The sequence below is a fragment of the Streptomyces sp. NPDC001732 genome, assembly GCF_053596315.1.
Genome location: NZ_JBSFFY010000024.1, coordinates 73,475 through 89,450 on the forward strand (window position 1 = coordinate 73,475; position 15,976 = coordinate 89,450).

General features: G+C 72.2%; 15 protein-coding genes. 3 read left to right on the forward strand and 12 right to left on the reverse strand.

What is annotated here, in order from left to right; genetic code table 11:
• Positions 1–7: 7 nt before the first annotated feature.
• The 9 genes from gatB to ACWCXX_RS22905 form a co-directional block, all read right to left on the reverse strand.
• On the reverse strand, positions 8–1,516 hold the full coding sequence (gene gatB / locus ACWCXX_RS22865; protein WP_451129996.1) for an Asp-tRNA(Asn)/Glu-tRNA(Gln) amidotransferase subunit GatB: 1,509 nt from the start codon (positions 1,514–1,516) through the stop codon (positions 8–10).
• 15 nt (positions 1,517–1,531) lie between these two features.
• A complete protein-coding gene (locus ACWCXX_RS22870; protein ID WP_451129998.1) occupies positions 1,532–1,771 on the reverse strand; it encodes a hypothetical protein in 240 nt (79 codons plus the stop codon).
• On the reverse strand, positions 1,768–3,270 hold the full coding sequence (gatA, locus tag ACWCXX_RS22875) for an Asp-tRNA(Asn)/Glu-tRNA(Gln) amidotransferase subunit GatA (protein WP_451130000.1): 1,503 nt from the start codon (positions 3,268–3,270) through the stop codon (positions 1,768–1,770). The genes ACWCXX_RS22870 and gatA overlap by 4 nt, the downstream gene beginning before the upstream one ends.
• A 5-nt stretch (positions 3,271–3,275) precedes the next feature.
• Positions 3,276–3,572 carry an Asp-tRNA(Asn)/Glu-tRNA(Gln) amidotransferase subunit GatC gene (gene gatC, locus ACWCXX_RS22880; RefSeq protein ID WP_015036350.1) on the reverse strand — a complete coding sequence of 99 codons (297 nt, stop codon included), beginning with the start codon at positions 3,570–3,572 and terminating at the stop codon, positions 3,276–3,278.
• Between the two features lie 338 nt (positions 3,573–3,910).
• Positions 3,911–6,055, reverse strand: a complete 2,145-nt coding sequence (locus tag ACWCXX_RS22885; RefSeq protein ID WP_451130002.1) for a putative bifunctional diguanylate cyclase/phosphodiesterase — start codon at positions 6,053–6,055, stop codon at positions 3,911–3,913.
• 384 nt (positions 6,056–6,439) lie between these two features.
• Positions 6,440–8,638: an NAD-dependent DNA ligase LigA gene (gene ligA / locus ACWCXX_RS22890; RefSeq protein WP_451130004.1), complete on the reverse strand. Its 2,199-nt coding sequence runs from the start codon at positions 8,636–8,638 to the stop codon at positions 6,440–6,442.
• A 30-nt stretch (positions 8,639–8,668) separates the two neighbouring features.
• Entirely contained in the window at positions 8,669–9,694 is a 1,026-nt protein-coding gene (locus ACWCXX_RS22895; RefSeq protein WP_451130006.1) for a methionine synthase, read from the reverse strand.
• An 85-nt stretch (positions 9,695–9,779) separates the two neighbouring features.
• Positions 9,780–10,469: an SDR family oxidoreductase gene (locus ACWCXX_RS22900; RefSeq protein WP_451130008.1), complete on the reverse strand. Its 690-nt coding sequence runs from the start codon at positions 10,467–10,469 to the stop codon at positions 9,780–9,782.
• Between the two features lie 27 nt (positions 10,470–10,496).
• Entirely contained in the window at positions 10,497–11,036 is a 540-nt protein-coding gene (locus tag ACWCXX_RS22905) for an LOG family protein (protein WP_451130010.1), read from the reverse strand.
• Between the two features lie 76 nt (positions 11,037–11,112).
• Between ACWCXX_RS22905 and ACWCXX_RS22910 the strand changes: the two genes are divergently transcribed.
• Together ACWCXX_RS22910 and ACWCXX_RS22915 are read left to right on the forward strand one after the other, a co-directional pair.
• Positions 11,113–11,448, forward strand: a complete 336-nt coding sequence (locus tag ACWCXX_RS22910) for a DUF427 domain-containing protein (protein WP_451130012.1) — start codon at positions 11,113–11,115, stop codon at positions 11,446–11,448.
• 94 nt (positions 11,449–11,542) lie between these two features.
• Positions 11,543–12,343, forward strand: coding sequence for an alpha/beta fold hydrolase (locus ACWCXX_RS22915; RefSeq protein ID WP_451130014.1), 801 nt, complete (start codon positions 11,543–11,545; stop codon positions 12,341–12,343).
• 142 nt (positions 12,344–12,485) lie between these two features.
• On the opposite strand, the gene mnmA is transcribed toward ACWCXX_RS22915, so the two are convergent.
• Positions 12,486–13,616, reverse strand: a complete 1,131-nt coding sequence (gene mnmA, locus ACWCXX_RS22920; protein WP_451130016.1) for a tRNA 2-thiouridine(34) synthase MnmA — start codon at positions 13,614–13,616, stop codon at positions 12,486–12,488.
• A gap of 61 nt (positions 13,617–13,677) precedes the next feature.
• Between mnmA and ACWCXX_RS22925 the strand changes: the two genes are divergently transcribed.
• Positions 13,678–14,358 (forward strand): N-acetylmuramoyl-L-alanine amidase, encoded by a 681-nt coding sequence (locus ACWCXX_RS22925; protein ID WP_451130018.1) that lies wholly within the window; start codon positions 13,678–13,680, stop codon positions 14,356–14,358.
• 133 nt (positions 14,359–14,491) lie between these two features.
• Here ACWCXX_RS22925 and ACWCXX_RS22930 read toward each other — a convergent pair whose 3' ends face one another.
• Positions 14,492–15,661 carry a cysteine desulfurase family protein gene (locus tag ACWCXX_RS22930; protein WP_451130020.1) on the reverse strand — a complete coding sequence of 390 codons (1,170 nt, stop codon included), beginning with the start codon at positions 15,659–15,661 and terminating at the stop codon, positions 14,492–14,494.
• A gap of 129 nt (positions 15,662–15,790) precedes the next feature.
• The gene (locus ACWCXX_RS22935) at positions 15,791–15,970 is read right to left on the reverse strand and encodes a hypothetical protein (protein WP_451130021.1); all 180 of its coding nucleotides are present in this window, start codon (positions 15,968–15,970) and stop codon (positions 15,791–15,793) included.
• Between the last annotated feature and the right edge of the window lie 6 nt (positions 15,971–15,976).

Below are 15,976 nucleotides of genomic sequence, written 5' to 3' on the forward strand. Positions count from 1 at the left end.
GGGCGGCTCAGCCCTCGACGCCGAGCTTCTCCAGGATCAGCTCGCGCACGCGGGCCGCGTCCGCCTGGCCGCGGGTGGCCTTCATGACCGCGCCGACGAGCGCGCCCGCCGCCGCGACCTTGCCGCCGCGGATCTTGTCCGCGATGGCCGCGTTGGCCGCGATGGCCTCGTCCACGGCCGTGGACAGCGCGCCCTCGTCGGAGACGACCTTCAGGCCGCGCTTCTCGACGACGGTGTCCGGGTCGCCCTCGCCCGCGAGGACGCCCTCGATGACCTGACGGGCCAGCTTGTCGTTGAGGTCGCCCGAGGCGACGAGCTCGGCCACCCTGGCGACCTGCGCCGGGGTGATGGGCAGCTCGTCGAGGCCGCGGCCGGTCTCGTTGGCGTTGCGGGCCAGCTCGCCCATCCACCACTTGCGGGCCTGGTCCGAGGGGGCGCCCGCCTCGGTCGTGGCAACGATCAGGTCGACCGCGCCGGCGTTGAGGATGGACTGCATGTCGTGCTCGGAGACGCCCCACTCCTCCTTGAGCCGCTTGCGGCGCAGCCGGGGCAGCTCGGGCAGCCCCTTGCGGAGCTCCTCGACCCATTCCCGGGCCGGGGCGACCGGCACGAGGTCGGGCTCGGGGAAGTAGCGGTAGTCCTCGGCGTTGTCCTTGATGCGGCCGGCCGTGGTGGAGCCGTCCTCCTCGTGGAAGTGCCGGGTCTCCTGCACGATCGTGCCGCCGGAGGACAGCACCGCGGCGTGGCGCTGGATCTCGAAGCGGGCGGCGCGCTCGACGGAACGCAGCGAGTTCACGTTCTTCGTCTCGGAGCGGGTGCCGAAGGTCTCGGTCCCGTTGGGGCGCAGCGACAGGTTGACGTCGCAGCGCATCTGGCCCATCTCCATCCGGGCCTCGGAGACGCCGAGCGCCCTGATGAGCTCACGGAGCTCGGCGACGTACGCCTTGGCGACCTCGGGGGCGCGGGCGCCCGCGCCCTCGATCGGCTTGGTGACGATCTCGATGAGCGGGATGCCCGCGCGGTTGTAGTCGAGCAGGGAGTGGGACGCGCCGTGGATACGGCCGGTGGCACCGCCGACGTGGGTCGACTTGCCGGTGTCCTCCTCCATGTGGGCGCGCTCGATGTGGACCCGGAAGACCTCCCCGTCCTCCAGCTGGACGTCCAGATAGCCGTCGTGGGCGATCGGCTCGTCGTACTGGGAGGTCTGGAAGTTCTTCGGCATGTCCGGATAGAAGTAGTTCTTCCGGGCGAAGCGGCACCACTCGGCGATCTCGCAGTTCAGCGCGAGGCCGATCTTGATGGCGGACTCCACGCCGATCTCGTTGACGACCGGCAGGGCGCCGGGCAGGCCGAGGCAGACCGGGCAGGTCTGGGAGTTGGCGTCCTGCTTGAGCTCGGTGGAGCAGCCGCAGAACATCTTGGTCTTGGTGCCGAGCTCGACATGGACCTCCAGGCCCATGACGGGGTCGTAGGACGCGAGCGCGTCCTCGTACGACACCAGGTCGGTGACAGTCACGGTGAAACTTCCCTCTCAGCCCAGCAGTACGTCGTCATCGCCGATGCGCTTGAGCTCGCGCAGCAGCAGGGCGATGCCCGTGGCGATGGCGGCGGCGGAGACAACGGCGTCGATCAGTCGGAGCGTGTCGTGTTCGGAACGCGCCTTCTTGGCCTGCTTGAGCACGCCGACCGCCCCGAAGGCGGTGGTGCCGATGGACAGGTACGTACCGGTCTTGGACTTCTTGAAGCCCTTGGCCTTGGTCAGTGCACTCACAGTGACGGAGCCTCCTCCAGCAGTGGGTGTCCCCACTTTTCCACGAAGGCGGCCTCGACGGCGGCTCCGACCTTGTACAGCCGGTCGTCCTTCATGGCGGGGGCGATGATCTGCAGTCCGACCGGCAGTCCGTCCTCGGAGGCCAGGCCGCAGGGCAGCGACATGGCCGCGTTGCCCGCGAGGTTGGTCGGAATGGTGCACAGGTCCGCGAGGTACATCGCCATCGGGTCGTCGGCGCGCTCGCCGATCGGGAAGGCGGTGGTGGGCGTCGTCGGGGAGACGATGACGTCGACCTGCTCGAAGGCCTTCTCGAATTCCCGGGTGATGAGGGTGCGGACCTTCTGCGCCGAGCCGTAGTACGCGTCGTAGTAGCCGGAGCTGAGGGCGTACGTGCCGAGGATGACGCGGCGCTTGACCTCGTCGCCGAAGCCGGCCTCGCGGGTGAGCGCGGTGACCTCCTCGGCGGACTTCGTGCCGTCGTCGCCGACCCGCAGGCCGTAGCGCATGGCGTCGAAGCGGGCCAGGTTGGAGGAGCACTCGGACGGCGCGATCAGGTAGTACGCCGACAGGGCCAGGTCGAAGGTCGGGCAGTCCAGCTCGACGACCGTGGCGCCGAGCGACTTCAGCAGCTCGACCGACTCGTTGAACCGCTGGACGACGCCGGCCTGGTAGCCCTCTCCGGCGAACTGCTTGACGACGCCGACGCGCATGCCCTCGACGCTGCCGTTGCGGGCGGCCTCGACGACCGGCGGGACCGGCGCGTCGATGGACGTGGAGTCCATCGGGTCGTGCCCGGCGATCGCCTCGTGCAGCAGGGCGGCGTCCAGGACGGTGCGGGCGCAGGGCCCGCCCTGGTCCAGGGAGCTGGAGAACGCCACCATGCCGTAGCGGGAGACACCGCCGTAGGTGGGCTTGACGCCGACGGTGCCGGTGACTGCGGCGGGCTGGCGGATGGAGCCGCCGGTGTCCGTGCCGATGGCGAGCGGGGCCTCGTACGAGGCGAGGGCGGCCGAGGAGCCACCGCCGGAACCGCCGGGGATGCGGGTGAGGTCCCACGGGTTGCCGGTCGGGCCGTAGGCGCTGTTCTCGGTGGAGGACCCCATGGCGAACTCGTCCATGTTGGTCTTGCCGAGGATGACGACGTCGGCGGCCTTCAGCCGCTGGGTGAGGGTCGCGTCGTACGGCGGGATCCAGCCCTCGAGGATCTTGGAACCGACGGTGGTCGGCATGTCCTTCGTGGTGAAGATGTCCTTCAGCGCGAGCGGGACACCGGCCAGCGGGCCGAGCTTCTCGCCGGCCGCCTTCTTCGCGTCGACGGCGCGGGCCTGCGCGAGGGCGCCCTCGCGGTCGACGTGCAGGAAGGCGTGGACCTTCTCGTCGACCGCGTCGATCCGGGCGAGGTGGGCCTCGGTGACCTGAACGGCCGTCAGCTCGCCGGAGGCGATCTTCGCGGCGATCTCGGCGGCGGTGAGCTTGATGATGGTGCTGTGGTCCGTCATGGCTGTTAGTCCTCCCCCAGGATCTGCGGCACCTTGAAACGCTGCTGCTCCTGGGCCGGGGCGCCGGAGAGCGCCTGCTCGGGGGTGAGCGACGGACGGACCTCGTCCGCGCGCATGACGTTGGTCAGCGGCAGCGGGTGGGAGGTCGGCGGTACGTCTTGGTCGGCGACCTCGGAGACGCGGGCGACCGCGCCGATGATGTCGTCGAGCTGACCGGCGAAGTGATCGAGCTCTTCGCCCTTCAGCTCCAGACGCGCCAGCCGGGCGAGGTGGGCGACCTCCTCGCGCGTGATGCCAGGCATGCAGCGATCCTCAGGGGTTGGTGTGCGGTTTTGGCCCAATCCTATGGGGTAGCCCGCCACCGCTCCCGCCACCCGGGCGAACACCCTGGTCGGACGAGGATTTCCACTCCGCGGCCCCGGTCGGGGGCAGCGGCTGCCCGACCCGCCGCCGGACGGTCGGGCGTGCACGGCACCGGGCGGTCGCTCGGGCGCGGCGCCGGGCGTGTACGGCACCGGACGGCCGGGCGTACGTGGCGCCAGTCGTGTGCGGTGTCGGGCAACCGGGCGTACGCGGCGTCGGGCCCCTCCTTCCGCGCCCCGGTCTCCCGCGTCCCGGCGGTCCGTGCCGGGCGGCGGGCTCAGGTCGTGGCGGGGCGGGAGTCGATCGCCCGGCCGGAGGTCCGCTGTTCCAGCTCCTGGGGCGTACCGGCGGCGGCTGCCGCCGCCAGCTCGGCGGGGCGGCGCCAGCCGTGCCGGCCCCGCGCCCGGAGCCAGGCCGTCGTCTCCTGGGGCGGCATCGCCGCGGCGACCAGCCACCCCTGCACCGCGTCGCAGCGCAGATCCCGCAGCCGCTCCCAGGTCTCGTCGTCCTCGACGCCTTCCGCGACGACCAGCAGGCCCAGCGAATGGGCCAGGTCGATGGTGCAGCGGACGATCTCCGCGTCCTCGTTGTCGACGGCCAGCCGGGCCACGAACGACCGGTCGATCTTCAGCTCGCTGACCGGCAGCCGCCGCAGGTGGACCAGCGAGGAGTACCCGGTGCCGAAGTCGTCCAGGGACATCTTCACGCCGTGCCCGGTCAGTCCGGCGAGCGTGTCGGCGGCGCGCTGCGGGTCCTCCAGCAGCACGTGCTCCGTTATCTCCAGCTGCAGCGCACCGGCCGGGACGCCGTGCCGGGCGAGCCGGGCCGCGACACCGCCCGCGAAACCGGGGGTGTGGACGTCGCGCGGGGAGACGTTGACCGCGACCGGGACGAACAGGCCCTGTGCCCGCCACCGGGCGACCTGGGCCAGCGCCGTCTCCAGGACGTACTCCGTGAGGTGCGGCATCAGCCCGGACGACTCGGCGATGGCGATGAACTCGTCCGGAGGGACCCGCCCGCGCTCCGGGTGCACCCAGCGCACCAGCGCCTCCAGGCCGGCCACCTGGCCGTCGAAGCGGACCTTCGGCTGGTAGTGCAGCTCGACCTCGCCCGCGTCCAGCGCCCGGCGCAGGTCACCCAGGAGACCGAGCCGGTCCGGGGTGTTGCTGTCCCGTTTGGACTCGTACACCTCGACGCCCGTGCGGTCGCGCTTGGCCTGGTACATCGCCACGTCCGCCCGCCTGAGCAGTCCCTCGGCGTCCAGGGCGTGGTCCGGGTAGACGGCCACCCCGGCGCTGGCCTCCAGCACCAGGGTCAGGCCGTCGAGGTCCAGCGGGGAGGACAGCTCGGCGACCAGGTGGCGGGCGACCCGCTGGGCGCTGGTGGTGGAGCCCGCCGCAGGCAGGAGCACGGCGAACTCGTCGCCGCCCAGCCGCGCGGCCTCCGCTCCCCGGGGCAGCGCGAGTCTCAGCCGTTCGGCTATCTGCAGCAGCAGCCGGTCCCCCGCCAGATGGCCGAGAGTGTCGTTGACCGCGCGGAACCGGTCGAGGTCGATCAGGACGAGGGCGGACCTGGTGCCGGTGGACTCGGCGTCCTCCAGCGCCGTCCAGGTGCGTTCCAGCAGCCACTGCCGGTTGGGCAGTCCGGTCAGCGGGTCGCGCAGTTGCTCCTCGGCCCGTGCCCGAGCGATCCAGAGCGCGGAGTCCAGGGCGATCAGCGGGACCGCGAAGAGCGGCAGGAGCAGTGGCGTGGCCATGGCGACGACGCAGATCAGCGGCGCGATGCCGAGCAGGGCGACGGCGACGAGCCCCTGGCGCAGCAGGGTGGTGCGGGCGATGGTCGGCAGCCCGCCGCCCTGGGGGGTCCTCGCGTACCACAGCAGCACCCGGGTCACCAGGAGGTAGGTGGAGGCGGCCAGGAGGACTTCCGGGACCGCGGCGATGCCCCAGTCGAGTGGCTGCCAGGGCGATTCGACGGTCTGCACCTCGCCGAACGCGGCGAGCACCAGGGCCGCCGCGCCGATGCCGATGATGTCGACGGCTCCGTGCAGCAGCCCCTGCCACCAGCGGTGTCTGCGGGCGATGCCGACGAGGACGACGACGACCAGACTGACCAGTCCGGCGGGCACCCAGCCGTAGAGCAGCAGCACGGCCAGGGTGAGCGAGGCGCCGGAACCGGTCCCTCCCCACCAGCGGTCGCGTCCGAGCGCGACCAGATGGCCGACGATGATTCCGGTCAGGACGGCGAGCGACCAGCCGGGCCCACCGTCGGGGAAGAGCGCGTGGCCCTCGCTCACGGCCCGGTAGAAACCGGTCGCGAGCTGAGCCACGGCGATCACCACGAAGACGGCACCCACTTTCGGCGTGAGGCCGACGAAACCTTGCAGCCGCGACACCGGTGCGGCGCTCTCGGTCGGTTTCATTCCGTCCCTCTCACAGCCGGCGGTGCCGATGTCACCCGATGGTTCCGCTCCATGCCGCACTGCCCGGTCTCCCACCCCGCTGCCGGACACGGCAGGTGTACGTCTCAACAGTAGGCCGCGAAAGGCCACTACGGGCAGCGCTCGGACGCTGTTGCCCGAATGCGGACCGACCATCCGTCAACATCTGGTATGCGCCGATCGGGTGAACCAGCCCCCAGCGCGACCGACTTGCCCCGTTTCGCCGACCGACGCCCTTTACGCCCCCTTCTGTTTGCGGCGCCCGTCCGTCAACCAACCCGTTCCCAGGGGCCCGTGCGCTCCGAAGGCCGGTCCGCCTCCGCGGACCGGCTCCACTCCCCTCGGCCGCGTCCTCTCCCGCCGGGCCTATCCGGCCTCCGCCGCTTCCCCGGCCGGTACGGCCGCCTCGCGCGCCGCGTCCGGCCCGTGTTCGAGGAGGACTGCGAAACCGCTCTCGTCCAGCACCGGCACCTTCAGCTGCATCGCCTTGTCGTACTTCGATCCGGGGTTGTCACCGACGACCACGAAGGAGGTCTTCTTCGACACGGACCCCGTCACCTTGGCACCCAGGTTCTGGAGCGCCTCTTTCGCGCCATCCCTGGTGTGCCCGCCCAGCGTGCCGGTGACGACGACGGTGAGCCCGTCGAGCGGGCGCGGTCCCTCGTCCTCCCCCGCCGCCTCGTCCGCCATCCGGACTCCGGCCTCGCGCCACTTGCGGAGGATCTCCCGGTGCCAGTCCTCGGCGAACCACTGTTTCACGGAGGCCGCGATGACGGGCCCGACCCCGTCGGCGTCGGCCAGCTCCTGCTCGGTCGCCTCGTCGATCCGGTCGATGGAGCGGAACTGACGGGCCAGCTCCGCGGCGGCGACCGGGCCCACATGGCGGATGGAGAGCCCGGTGAGGACCCGGGCCAGCGGCGCGTCCTTGGCCGCGGCGATGGCGTCGAGCATGGCGACGGCGTTCTTCCTCGGCTCGCCCTGCTGATTGGCGAAGACCCGGGCGGTCTTCTCCTCGCCGGTCTCCGGGTCGCGCTTGGGCAGCCCGCTGTCCTGGTCCAGGACGTAGGCGCGGATCGGCAGCAGTTCCTCGACCGTCAGCCCGAACAGGTCGCCCTCGTCGCGCAGCGGCGGCTCGTCGGGTTCGAGCGGCTTGGTCAGGGCGGCGGCCACGACATAGCCGAAGTGGTCGATGTCGAGGGCCTTGCGGCCCGCGAGATAGGCGACGCGTTCGCGCAACTGGGCGGGGCAGGAGCGGGCGTTGGGGCAGCGGAGGTCGACGTCGGCCTCCTTCATGGGCTTCAGCGCCGTACCGCACTCGGGGCAGTGCGTCGGCATCACGAAGGGCCGCTCGGTGCCGTCGCGCAGGTCGACGACCGGGCCGAGGATCTCCGGGATCACGTCGCCCGCCTTGCGGAGCACCACCGTGTCCCCGATGAGGACGCCCTTCTCCTTCACCACGTTCTGGTTGTGCAGGGTGGCGAACTCGACCTCGGAGCCCGCCACTTCCACCGGTTCGACCTGCGCGTAGGGCGTGACCCGGCCGGTCCGGCCGACGCCCACCCGGATGTTGACCAGCCTGGTGTTGACCTCCTCGGGGGCGTACTTCCAGGCGATCGCCCAGCGCGGGGCGCGCGAGGTGGAGCCGAGCCGGCCCTGGAGCGGGATCTCGTCGAGCTTGACGACGACGCCGTCGATCTCGTGCTCCACGGAGTGGCGGTGCTCGCCGAAGTGCGCGATGAACTCCCGTACCCCGTCGAGGGAGTCCACCACCTTGTTGTGCCTGGCGGTGGGCAGACCCCATTCGTGCAGCAGCTCGTAGGCGTGCGAGAGGCAGTCGATGTCGAAGCCCTCGCGGGCGCCGATGCCGTGCACCACCATGTGCAGCGGTCGGGTGGCGGTGACCTTCGGGTCCTTCTGGCGCAGTGAACCGGCCGCCGCGTTGCGCGGGTTGGCGAAGGGTTTGTCACCCGCCTCGACGAGCCGGGCGTTGAGCCCGGCGAAGGCCTCCATCGGGAAGAAGACCTCTCCGCGGATCTCGACCAGCGCCGGGACCCGGTCGCCCTTCAACCGGTGCGGGATCTCGGCGATCGTACGGACGTTGGGGGTGATGTCCTCGCCGATGCGGCCGTCGCCCCGGGTCGCGGCCCGGGTCAGCCGGCCGTGCTCGTAGGTGAGGTTGACCGCCAGGCCGTCGACCTTCAGCTCGCACAGGAAGTGGTGGTCGGCCGTGCCGACCTCCTTCGCGATCCGCTCGCCCCAGGCGGCCAGTTTCGCGTCGTCGAAGGCGTTGTCCAGGGAGAGCATCTGTTCTCGGTGCTCGACGGAGGTGAATTCCGTCCGGTACGGCCCGGCGACCTTCTGGGTCGGCGAATCCGGCGTGCGCAGCTGCGGGTACGCGTCCTCCAGGGCCTCCAGCTCGCGCATCAGCCGGTCGAACTCGGCGTCGCTGACGACCGGCTGGTCCTTCACGTAGTACCGGAAGCGGTGCTCCTCGATCTGCTCGGCGAGGAGCCCGTGCTGCTCCTGGGCCCGTGCGGGCACCGCCGTCTGCTGTTCGCCGGCCATCGTCTCGTCCTCCCGTTGCCCGTTGCCCCGTTACTCAGGGTTGTCCGCGAGCGATCTCGCGGCCCGGACGCAGTGGGCGAGCACGGCGCGCGCGTACGCGGGCGACGCACCCGCGAGCCCGCACGACGGGGTGACGGCCACGGACTCCGACAGAGTCCCCGGATTCAGCCCCAGCCTGCGCCACAGCGTCCTGACACCCATGACGCTACCGCCCGGGTCCGACAATCCGCCCGAGGCCGGGTCCGTGCCCGGCACCACTCCGAGAAAGAGCTGGGTGCCGCCCTCGACCGCTTCGCCGATCGCCTCCTCCTCACGCTCGGTGAGCAGCGAGAGGTCGAACGAGATGCCGCCGGCCCCGGCCCGGCGCAGCAGCGCGAACGGTACGCCGGGGGCGCAGGTGTGGACGAGCGTCGCCCCGTCCCCGGCCGCCGCCAGGACGTCGCGCAGGGTGCCCTCCACGACCTGGCGGTCCACGGCCCGGTGGGTGCGGTAGCCGCTCGCCGTCCTGATCCGTCCGCGCAGCACGGCGGTCAGCGACGGCTCGTCGAGCTGGAGGATCACCTCGGCGCCGGGCACCCTGCGCCGTACCTCCGCGAGGTGGGCGCGCAGCCCCTCCGCCAGGGAGGCCGCCAGGTCGCGGCAGGCCCCGGGGTCGCCGAGGACGGCCTCGCCGCCCCGGCGTTCCAGTGCGGCGGCCAGCGTCCAGGGGCCGACGGCCTGGACCTTGAGCGGGCCCTGGTACCCCTGGGTGAACTCCTCCAGGGCGTCCAGGTCCTCACCGAGCCAGGACCTGGCGCGGCGGGTGTCGCGGCCGGGCCGGTCGCTGATCCGCCAGCCGCTGGGCTCGACGTGGCCGTACAGCTCGACGAGCAGCCCGACGGTCCGCCCGATCATGTCCGCGCCGGGCCCGCGGGCGGGCAGTTCCGCCAGGTACGGCAGCCCCTCGCCGCCCGCGAAGGAACCGGTGACGGTCTTCGCCGCCTCCCGCGCGTCTCCCCCGGGCATGGATCCGATCCCCGTGGCCGGGCAACCCCTGAACTCGTTCTTCTCGCTCACACGGGAAGCCTAAAGCGTGTTGCAGAAGGTCGTGTTCGGGCAGGCCTGGGCCTCCCGTGCGGCCGGAGGCCGGCCCCGTGGGCGGTCAGCGGCCGGGGCGGACCGTCAGGTCGTTGACCTCGGCGTCGCGCGGCAGGTCGATGGCCATCAGGACGGTGGTGGCCACCGACTCCGGGTCGATCCAGCGGGAGGCGTCGTACTCCTTGCCCTCCTGCTGGTGGACCTTGGCCTGCATGGGGCTGGCGGTGCGTCCGGGGTAGACGGAGGTCACCCGGACACCGTTCGCGTGCTCCTCCTGGCGCAGCGAGTCGGCGAGCGCCTTCAGACCGTGCTTGCTCGCGGCGTACGCGCTCCACTCGGCGTGCGCCGCGAGGCCCGCGCCGGAGTTCACGAAGAGCACATGCCCCTGGGAGACGCGCAGTTGGGGCAGGAAGAGACGGGTCAGCTCGGCGGGCGCGACCAGGTTGGTGTTGAGCTGGAAGTGCCACGCCTTGGGGGTGAGGTCACCGACCCGGCCGAGCTCCACGACTCCCGCGACGTGCAGCAGCGAGTCGATCCGCTCCGGCATCGCCTGCTGGGCGAAGGCCCAGGAGAGGCGGTCCGGGTTGGAGAGGTCGCCGACGAGCGTGCGGGCACCGGGGTGGAGCGCGGCCAGTTCCCTGGCGCGGGCCGCGTCACGGGCCAGCAGCACGGCTTCGTCACCGCGCTCCAGGAGTCGACGGGCGACGGCTGCGCCGATACCGGAACCGGCGCCGGTGATGACATGAGTGGGCATTCCGTCATGATCTCACCCGCCGCCGCGTCACTGCAGGCCGGACCACTCCTCCAGGTAGGCCAGGGCGCCCACGCCGTCCTTCGCGAAGAAGACCAGGTCGGCGAGCGGAACGGGCAGGAAGCCCTCGTCCTCCATGCGCTGGAACTGCTGGCGCAGCCCGTCGTAGAAGCCCGCCGTGTTGAGCAGGACCACCGGCTTGTCGTGCTTGCCGTGCTTCTTCAGCTCCAGGATCTCGGTCGCCTCGTCGAGCGTCCCGGTGCCACCCACCATGATCACGACCGCGTCGGCCTTCTCCAGGAGCAGCGCCTTGCGCTCGGCGAGGTCGCGCGCGATCACCATCTCGTCCGCATTGGTCCGTGCCTTCGCGGCCAGGAACTCGACCGACACCCCCACCAGCCGTCCGCCCGACTCCTGCACGCCGTCGGCGACGACCTTCATCAGTCCGCTCTCCGAACCTCCCCAGACCAGGGTGTGCCCGCCCTTGCCGAGCAGTTCGGCGAATTCGCGGGCGGGCTGGGTGTAGCGGTCGTCGAGGTCGGCGGCGGAGAGGAAAACACAGATCTTCATGGAGCCACCGTAAGGGCCGCCGCCGACATCTCCGACCAGGGGGAAGAAACCGGACGGCGATGTGGCTGAACGTCGTATGACTTCCGCATCAGGACACCGCATCACGGTCGAGCCCGGCACCACACACGTACGTGTGGTCCGCGACGGGCGCGTACTCGCCGAGAGCCACCGTCCGCTCGTGCTGCGCGAGACGGGCTGTCCGGTTCGCCACTACCTGCCGCCCGAGGACGTCCGTACGGATCTGCTGTCTCCTTCGGAGACCCGTACGCACTGCCCGTTCAAGGGAGATGCCTCCTACTGGTCGCTGCCGGGCGCGGCGGATCTCGTCTGGGCCTACCCGGAGCCGAAGGAAGAAGTCGCCGCGATCAAGGACCACTTCTGCTTCTACGACACCGAGACCGTCCCCGACTGACCCTCAAGCAGGGCCCCGACCTGGGCAGTCGAAGAATTTCAAAAAACTTCGGCCGGACCGATGAGTTTTTCCGGGCCCGGCGGTCCACCCTCGCATGGACAAGATTCTCTCCCGCGACGGCACCATGATCGCGTACCGGCGGCGGGGCGAAGGACCGCCGGTGGTTCTGGTGGGCGGGGCCCTGGGCACGGCGGAGACCGAGGCTCCGCTGGCACGCCTCCTCGCGCCCCGCTTCCACGTCGTGACCTACGACAGGCGCGGGCGCGGCGCCAGTGGTGACAGCGGGCCGTACGCGGTGGAACGCGAGATCGACGACCTGGCCGCCGTCGTCGCCGCGGTGGGGGGCCGGGCCTCGTTGTTCGGCGTGGGGGCGGGCGGGGCGCTGGCCCTGGAGGCGCACGCGGCCGGGCTCCCCGTCGATCTGCTGGCGGTGTACGAGCCGCCGTACACGCCGGGCGCCTCGGGCCTCCAGTACAAGGCGTGCTGCACCTCCCGGCTGCACCGGCTGCTGTCCTCCGGGGACCGCGGCGGGGCCGTGGAGCTGTTCCTGTCCGTGACCGGCGTACCGGCCGACATGATCGCCCGGATGCGGCGCGCCCCGCTGTGGAACGGCCTGGTGTCGATGGCGCACACCCTGGCGTACGACGACGCGCTGCTCGGCGACGGCTCGATCCCGGCCGAGCGCTTCGCCTCCGTCACGGCGCGCACCCTGGTCGTCTGCGGCGGCGCCAGCACCGCCTCGGCCCGGCTGTCCACCCGCGCCCTCGCGGACGCGCTCCCCCGGTCCCGCCACCGCACCCTGACGGGCCAGACGCGCGAGCTGGCACCGCAGGCGGTGGCCCCGGTCCTGGCGGAGTTCTTCGCCAGGGACGTGTACGCCCACCAGGCGTCCTGAGCCCCGGCCCCGCCCGTGGTCACGCCCGTACGAGGGGCAGGCGTGACCACGGGCGGGGCCCGCGGGACGGGGCGTGCCCGCGCGCGGGGCAGGCGGTACGGGCCGGCGCGGGCCGTCTTTCCGGCGGGAGCAGTCGGCGGGGTCAGCCGGACGTCGCCGCGGTCTGCCGCCGGGCCGTGGTCGCGATCGTCGCCGAGCCGACGACGCGGGTGCCGTCGTACAGGACGACCGCCTGGCCGGGGGCCACGCCGCGCACCGGCTCGGTGAAGGCGACGTGCAGGGTGCCGTCGACCAGTTCCGCCGTCACCTCGGTCTCGCCGCCGTGGGCGCGGAGCTGGGCGGTGTAGGTGCCGGGGCCGGACGGGGCGGTGCCGCACCAGCGGGGCCTGATCGCGGTGAGTGCGGTGACGTCGAGGGCCTCGGCCGGGCCGACCGTCACCGTGTTGTTCACCGGGGAGATGTCCAGGACGTAGCGCGGCTTGCCGTCGGGGGCGGGGTGGCCGATGCGCAGGCCCTTGCGCTGGCCGATGGTGAAGCCGAAGGCGCCCTCGTGGGTGCCGACCTTCGTGCCCGACTCGTCGACGATGTCGCCCTCGGCCGTGCCGAGCCGGCTCGCGAGGAAGCCCTGGGTGTCGCCGTCGGCAATGAAGCAGATGTCGTGGCTGTCGGGCTTCTTGGCGACGGCCAGGCCCCGGCGCTCGGCCTCGGCCCGGATCTCGTCCTTGGTGGTGAGGGTGTCGCCGAGCGGGAACATCGCGTGGGCGAGCTGCTTCTCGTCCAGGACACCGAGGACGTACGACTGGTCCTTGGCCATGTCGGAAGCACGGTGCAGCTCGCGGCTGCCGTCCTCGTTCAGCACGACGGTGGCGTAGTGGCCGGTGCACACGGCGTCGAAGCCGAGCGCGAGGGCCTTGTCGAGCAGCGCCGCGAACTTGATCTTCTCGTTGCAGCGCAGGCACGGGTTGGGGGTGCGCCCCGCCTCGTACTCGGCGACGAAGTCCTCCACGACGTCCTCGCGGAACCGTTCCGCCAGGTCCCAGACGTAGAACGGGATGCCGATGACGTCCGCCGCGCGGCGCGCGTCGCGGGAGTCCTCGATCGTGCAGCAGCCGCGCGCGCCGGTGCGGAAGGACTGCGGATTCGCGGAGAGGGCGAGGTGCACCCCGGTCACGTCGTGGCCCGCCTCGGCGGCGCGGGCGGCGGCGACGGCGGAGTCGACACCGCCCGACATGGCGGCGAGCACGCGGAGGGGGCGCTGGGAAGTCTGAGTCATAGCTCCACCAGGGTACGGGGCCCGGGGAACTCGACGCTCATGGATGAGCGTTGTGGATCACATGGGAAGCAAGGGGACGTCGGGCGCCGAGGGGTCCGCGAAGGCGGGGGCCGGGCACGGCATCGGCCGGCGCGGGCTGCTGATCGGCGCCGCCGCCACGGCCGTGGGCACGGCCGTGCTGGCGCGGGACGAGCTGAAGCGCGCCTGGTGGCGGCTGCCCGGGATCGAGAAGCCCCGCAAGCCCGGCGAGGTGGACTACGCCCGCGCCGAGTGGATATCGGCCTCCCCGTCGAACTGGCGGCGGGCCGACCGTCCCGACGACTACACGATCGACCGGGTCGTCATCCATGTCACCCAGGGCAGCTACCGGAGCGCGGTGAAGGTCTTCCAGGACCCGGGGCACGGGGCCGCGGCGCACTACGTGGTCCGCAAGGACGGCCATGTGGCGCAGATGATCCGCGAGCTGGACGTGGCGTTCCACGCGGGGAACAGATCGTTCAACGAACGCAGCGTCGGCATCGAGCACGAGGGCTTCGTGGACCGCCCGCAGGACTTCACGGCGGCGATGTACGGGGCGTCGGCGCGCCTGACGGCCGCGATCTGCGACCGGTACGGGATACCGGTGGACCGGGAGCACATCGTCGGGCACGTGGAGGTGCCGGGCACGGACCACACCGACCCGGGGAAGCACTGGGACTGGAACCGCTACCTGAAGCTGGTCCGGGCGGCCCGGACCGCCTGACCGGCAGTCCGACCAGGGGCCGGACGGCCTGACCGGCGATCCGGGAGGTACGGACGGCCCGGCCCGCCCACGTCCCGCGCGCCGGCCGGCTCCCGTGCCGACCTGTGCACGTGTCACCCGATGTCCGCGCCGGTCAGCTGAGTCCGGCCGTGCGGGCCCGTTCCACCGCCGGGCCGATCGCGCGGGCCACCTCGTCCACGTCCTGCTTGGTCGATGTGTGGCCGAACGAGAAGCGCAGGGTGCCCCGGGCCAGGTCCGGGTCGGTGCCGGTGGCCAGCAGGACGTGGCTGGGCTGGGCGATCCCGGCCGTGCAGGCCGAACCGGTGGAGCACTCGATGCCCTGCGCGTCCAGCAGCAGGAGCAGGGAGTCGCCCTCGCAGCCGGGGAAGCTGAAGTGCGCGTTGGCGGGGAGTCGGCCGCCGGGGGCCGGGTCGCCGCCGAGGACGGCGTCGGGCACGGCCGCCCGCACCGCCGCGACCAGGTCGTCGCGCAGCCCGCCGATCTCCCGGGCGAACTCCTCGCGCCCGTCGGCGGCGAGCCGTCCCGCGAGGGCGAAGGAGGCGATGGCCGGCACGTCCAGGGTGCCCGAGCGGACGTGCCGCTCCTGGCCGCCGCCGTGGAGCACGGGTACGGGGGTGTACTCGCGGCCCAGCAGCAGTGCGCCGATGCCGGACGGGCCGCCGATCTTGTGCCCGCTGACCGTCATCGCGGCCAGTCCGGAGCGGGCGAAGTCGACTTCCAGCTGCCCGAACGCCTGCACCGCGTCGGCGTGCATCGGTACCTCGAACTCGCGGGCCGTGTCGGCCAGTTCGCGTACCGGCATGGTGGTGCCGATCTCGTTGTTGGCCCACATCACGGTGATCAGCGCGACGTCGTCGGGGTTCCGGAGGATCGCCCCGCGCAGCGCGTCGGGGTGGACGCGGCCGTATGGGTCGACGGGGAGGTACTCGACGCTCGCCCCCTCGTGCTCGGCGAGCCAGTCGACGGCGTCCAGCACCGCGTGGTGCTCGACCGGGCTGGCCAGAACGCGGGTACGGCGGGGGTCGGCATCGCGGCGGGCCCAGTACAGGCCCTTCACCGCGAGGTTGTCCGCCTCGGTCCCGCCGGAAGTGAAGACCACCTCGCTGGGGCGTGCGCCGAGGGCATCGGCGAGGGTCTCTCTCGACTCCTCGACGGTACGGCGGGCCCGGCGCCCGGCAGCGTGCAGTGAGGACGCGTTACCGGTGACGGCGAGCTGGGCGGTCATCGCCTCGATCGCTTCCGGAAGCATCGGCGTGGTCGCGGCGTGGTCGAGGTAAGCCATGGTGGGCTCGATTCTACGAGCCCGCGGCGGGGCGTACGGCGGGCGCACCCGCGCACGGCAGGGTGCGGTCCTCCTCGCCCCGTTCCCGGGCCCGGCCGGGCGGGGAGGGCGTCGGGCTCCGCGCCCGGTTCAGCCGGCGAAGTCCCGGGCGACGAGGCCGTTGCCGGTGACGAGGAGGGGCTGCTCGGCCCCGGTGACTTTGCCGGTGCGCGCGGTGGAGCGCGCCGTGTCGTTTTGGCGACATGTCGCAAGCGCGGCACGGAAAAGGCTGGTGCGGCCGATCAGTGGGGCCCCAGTCTTGAGCCGCACCGCGTG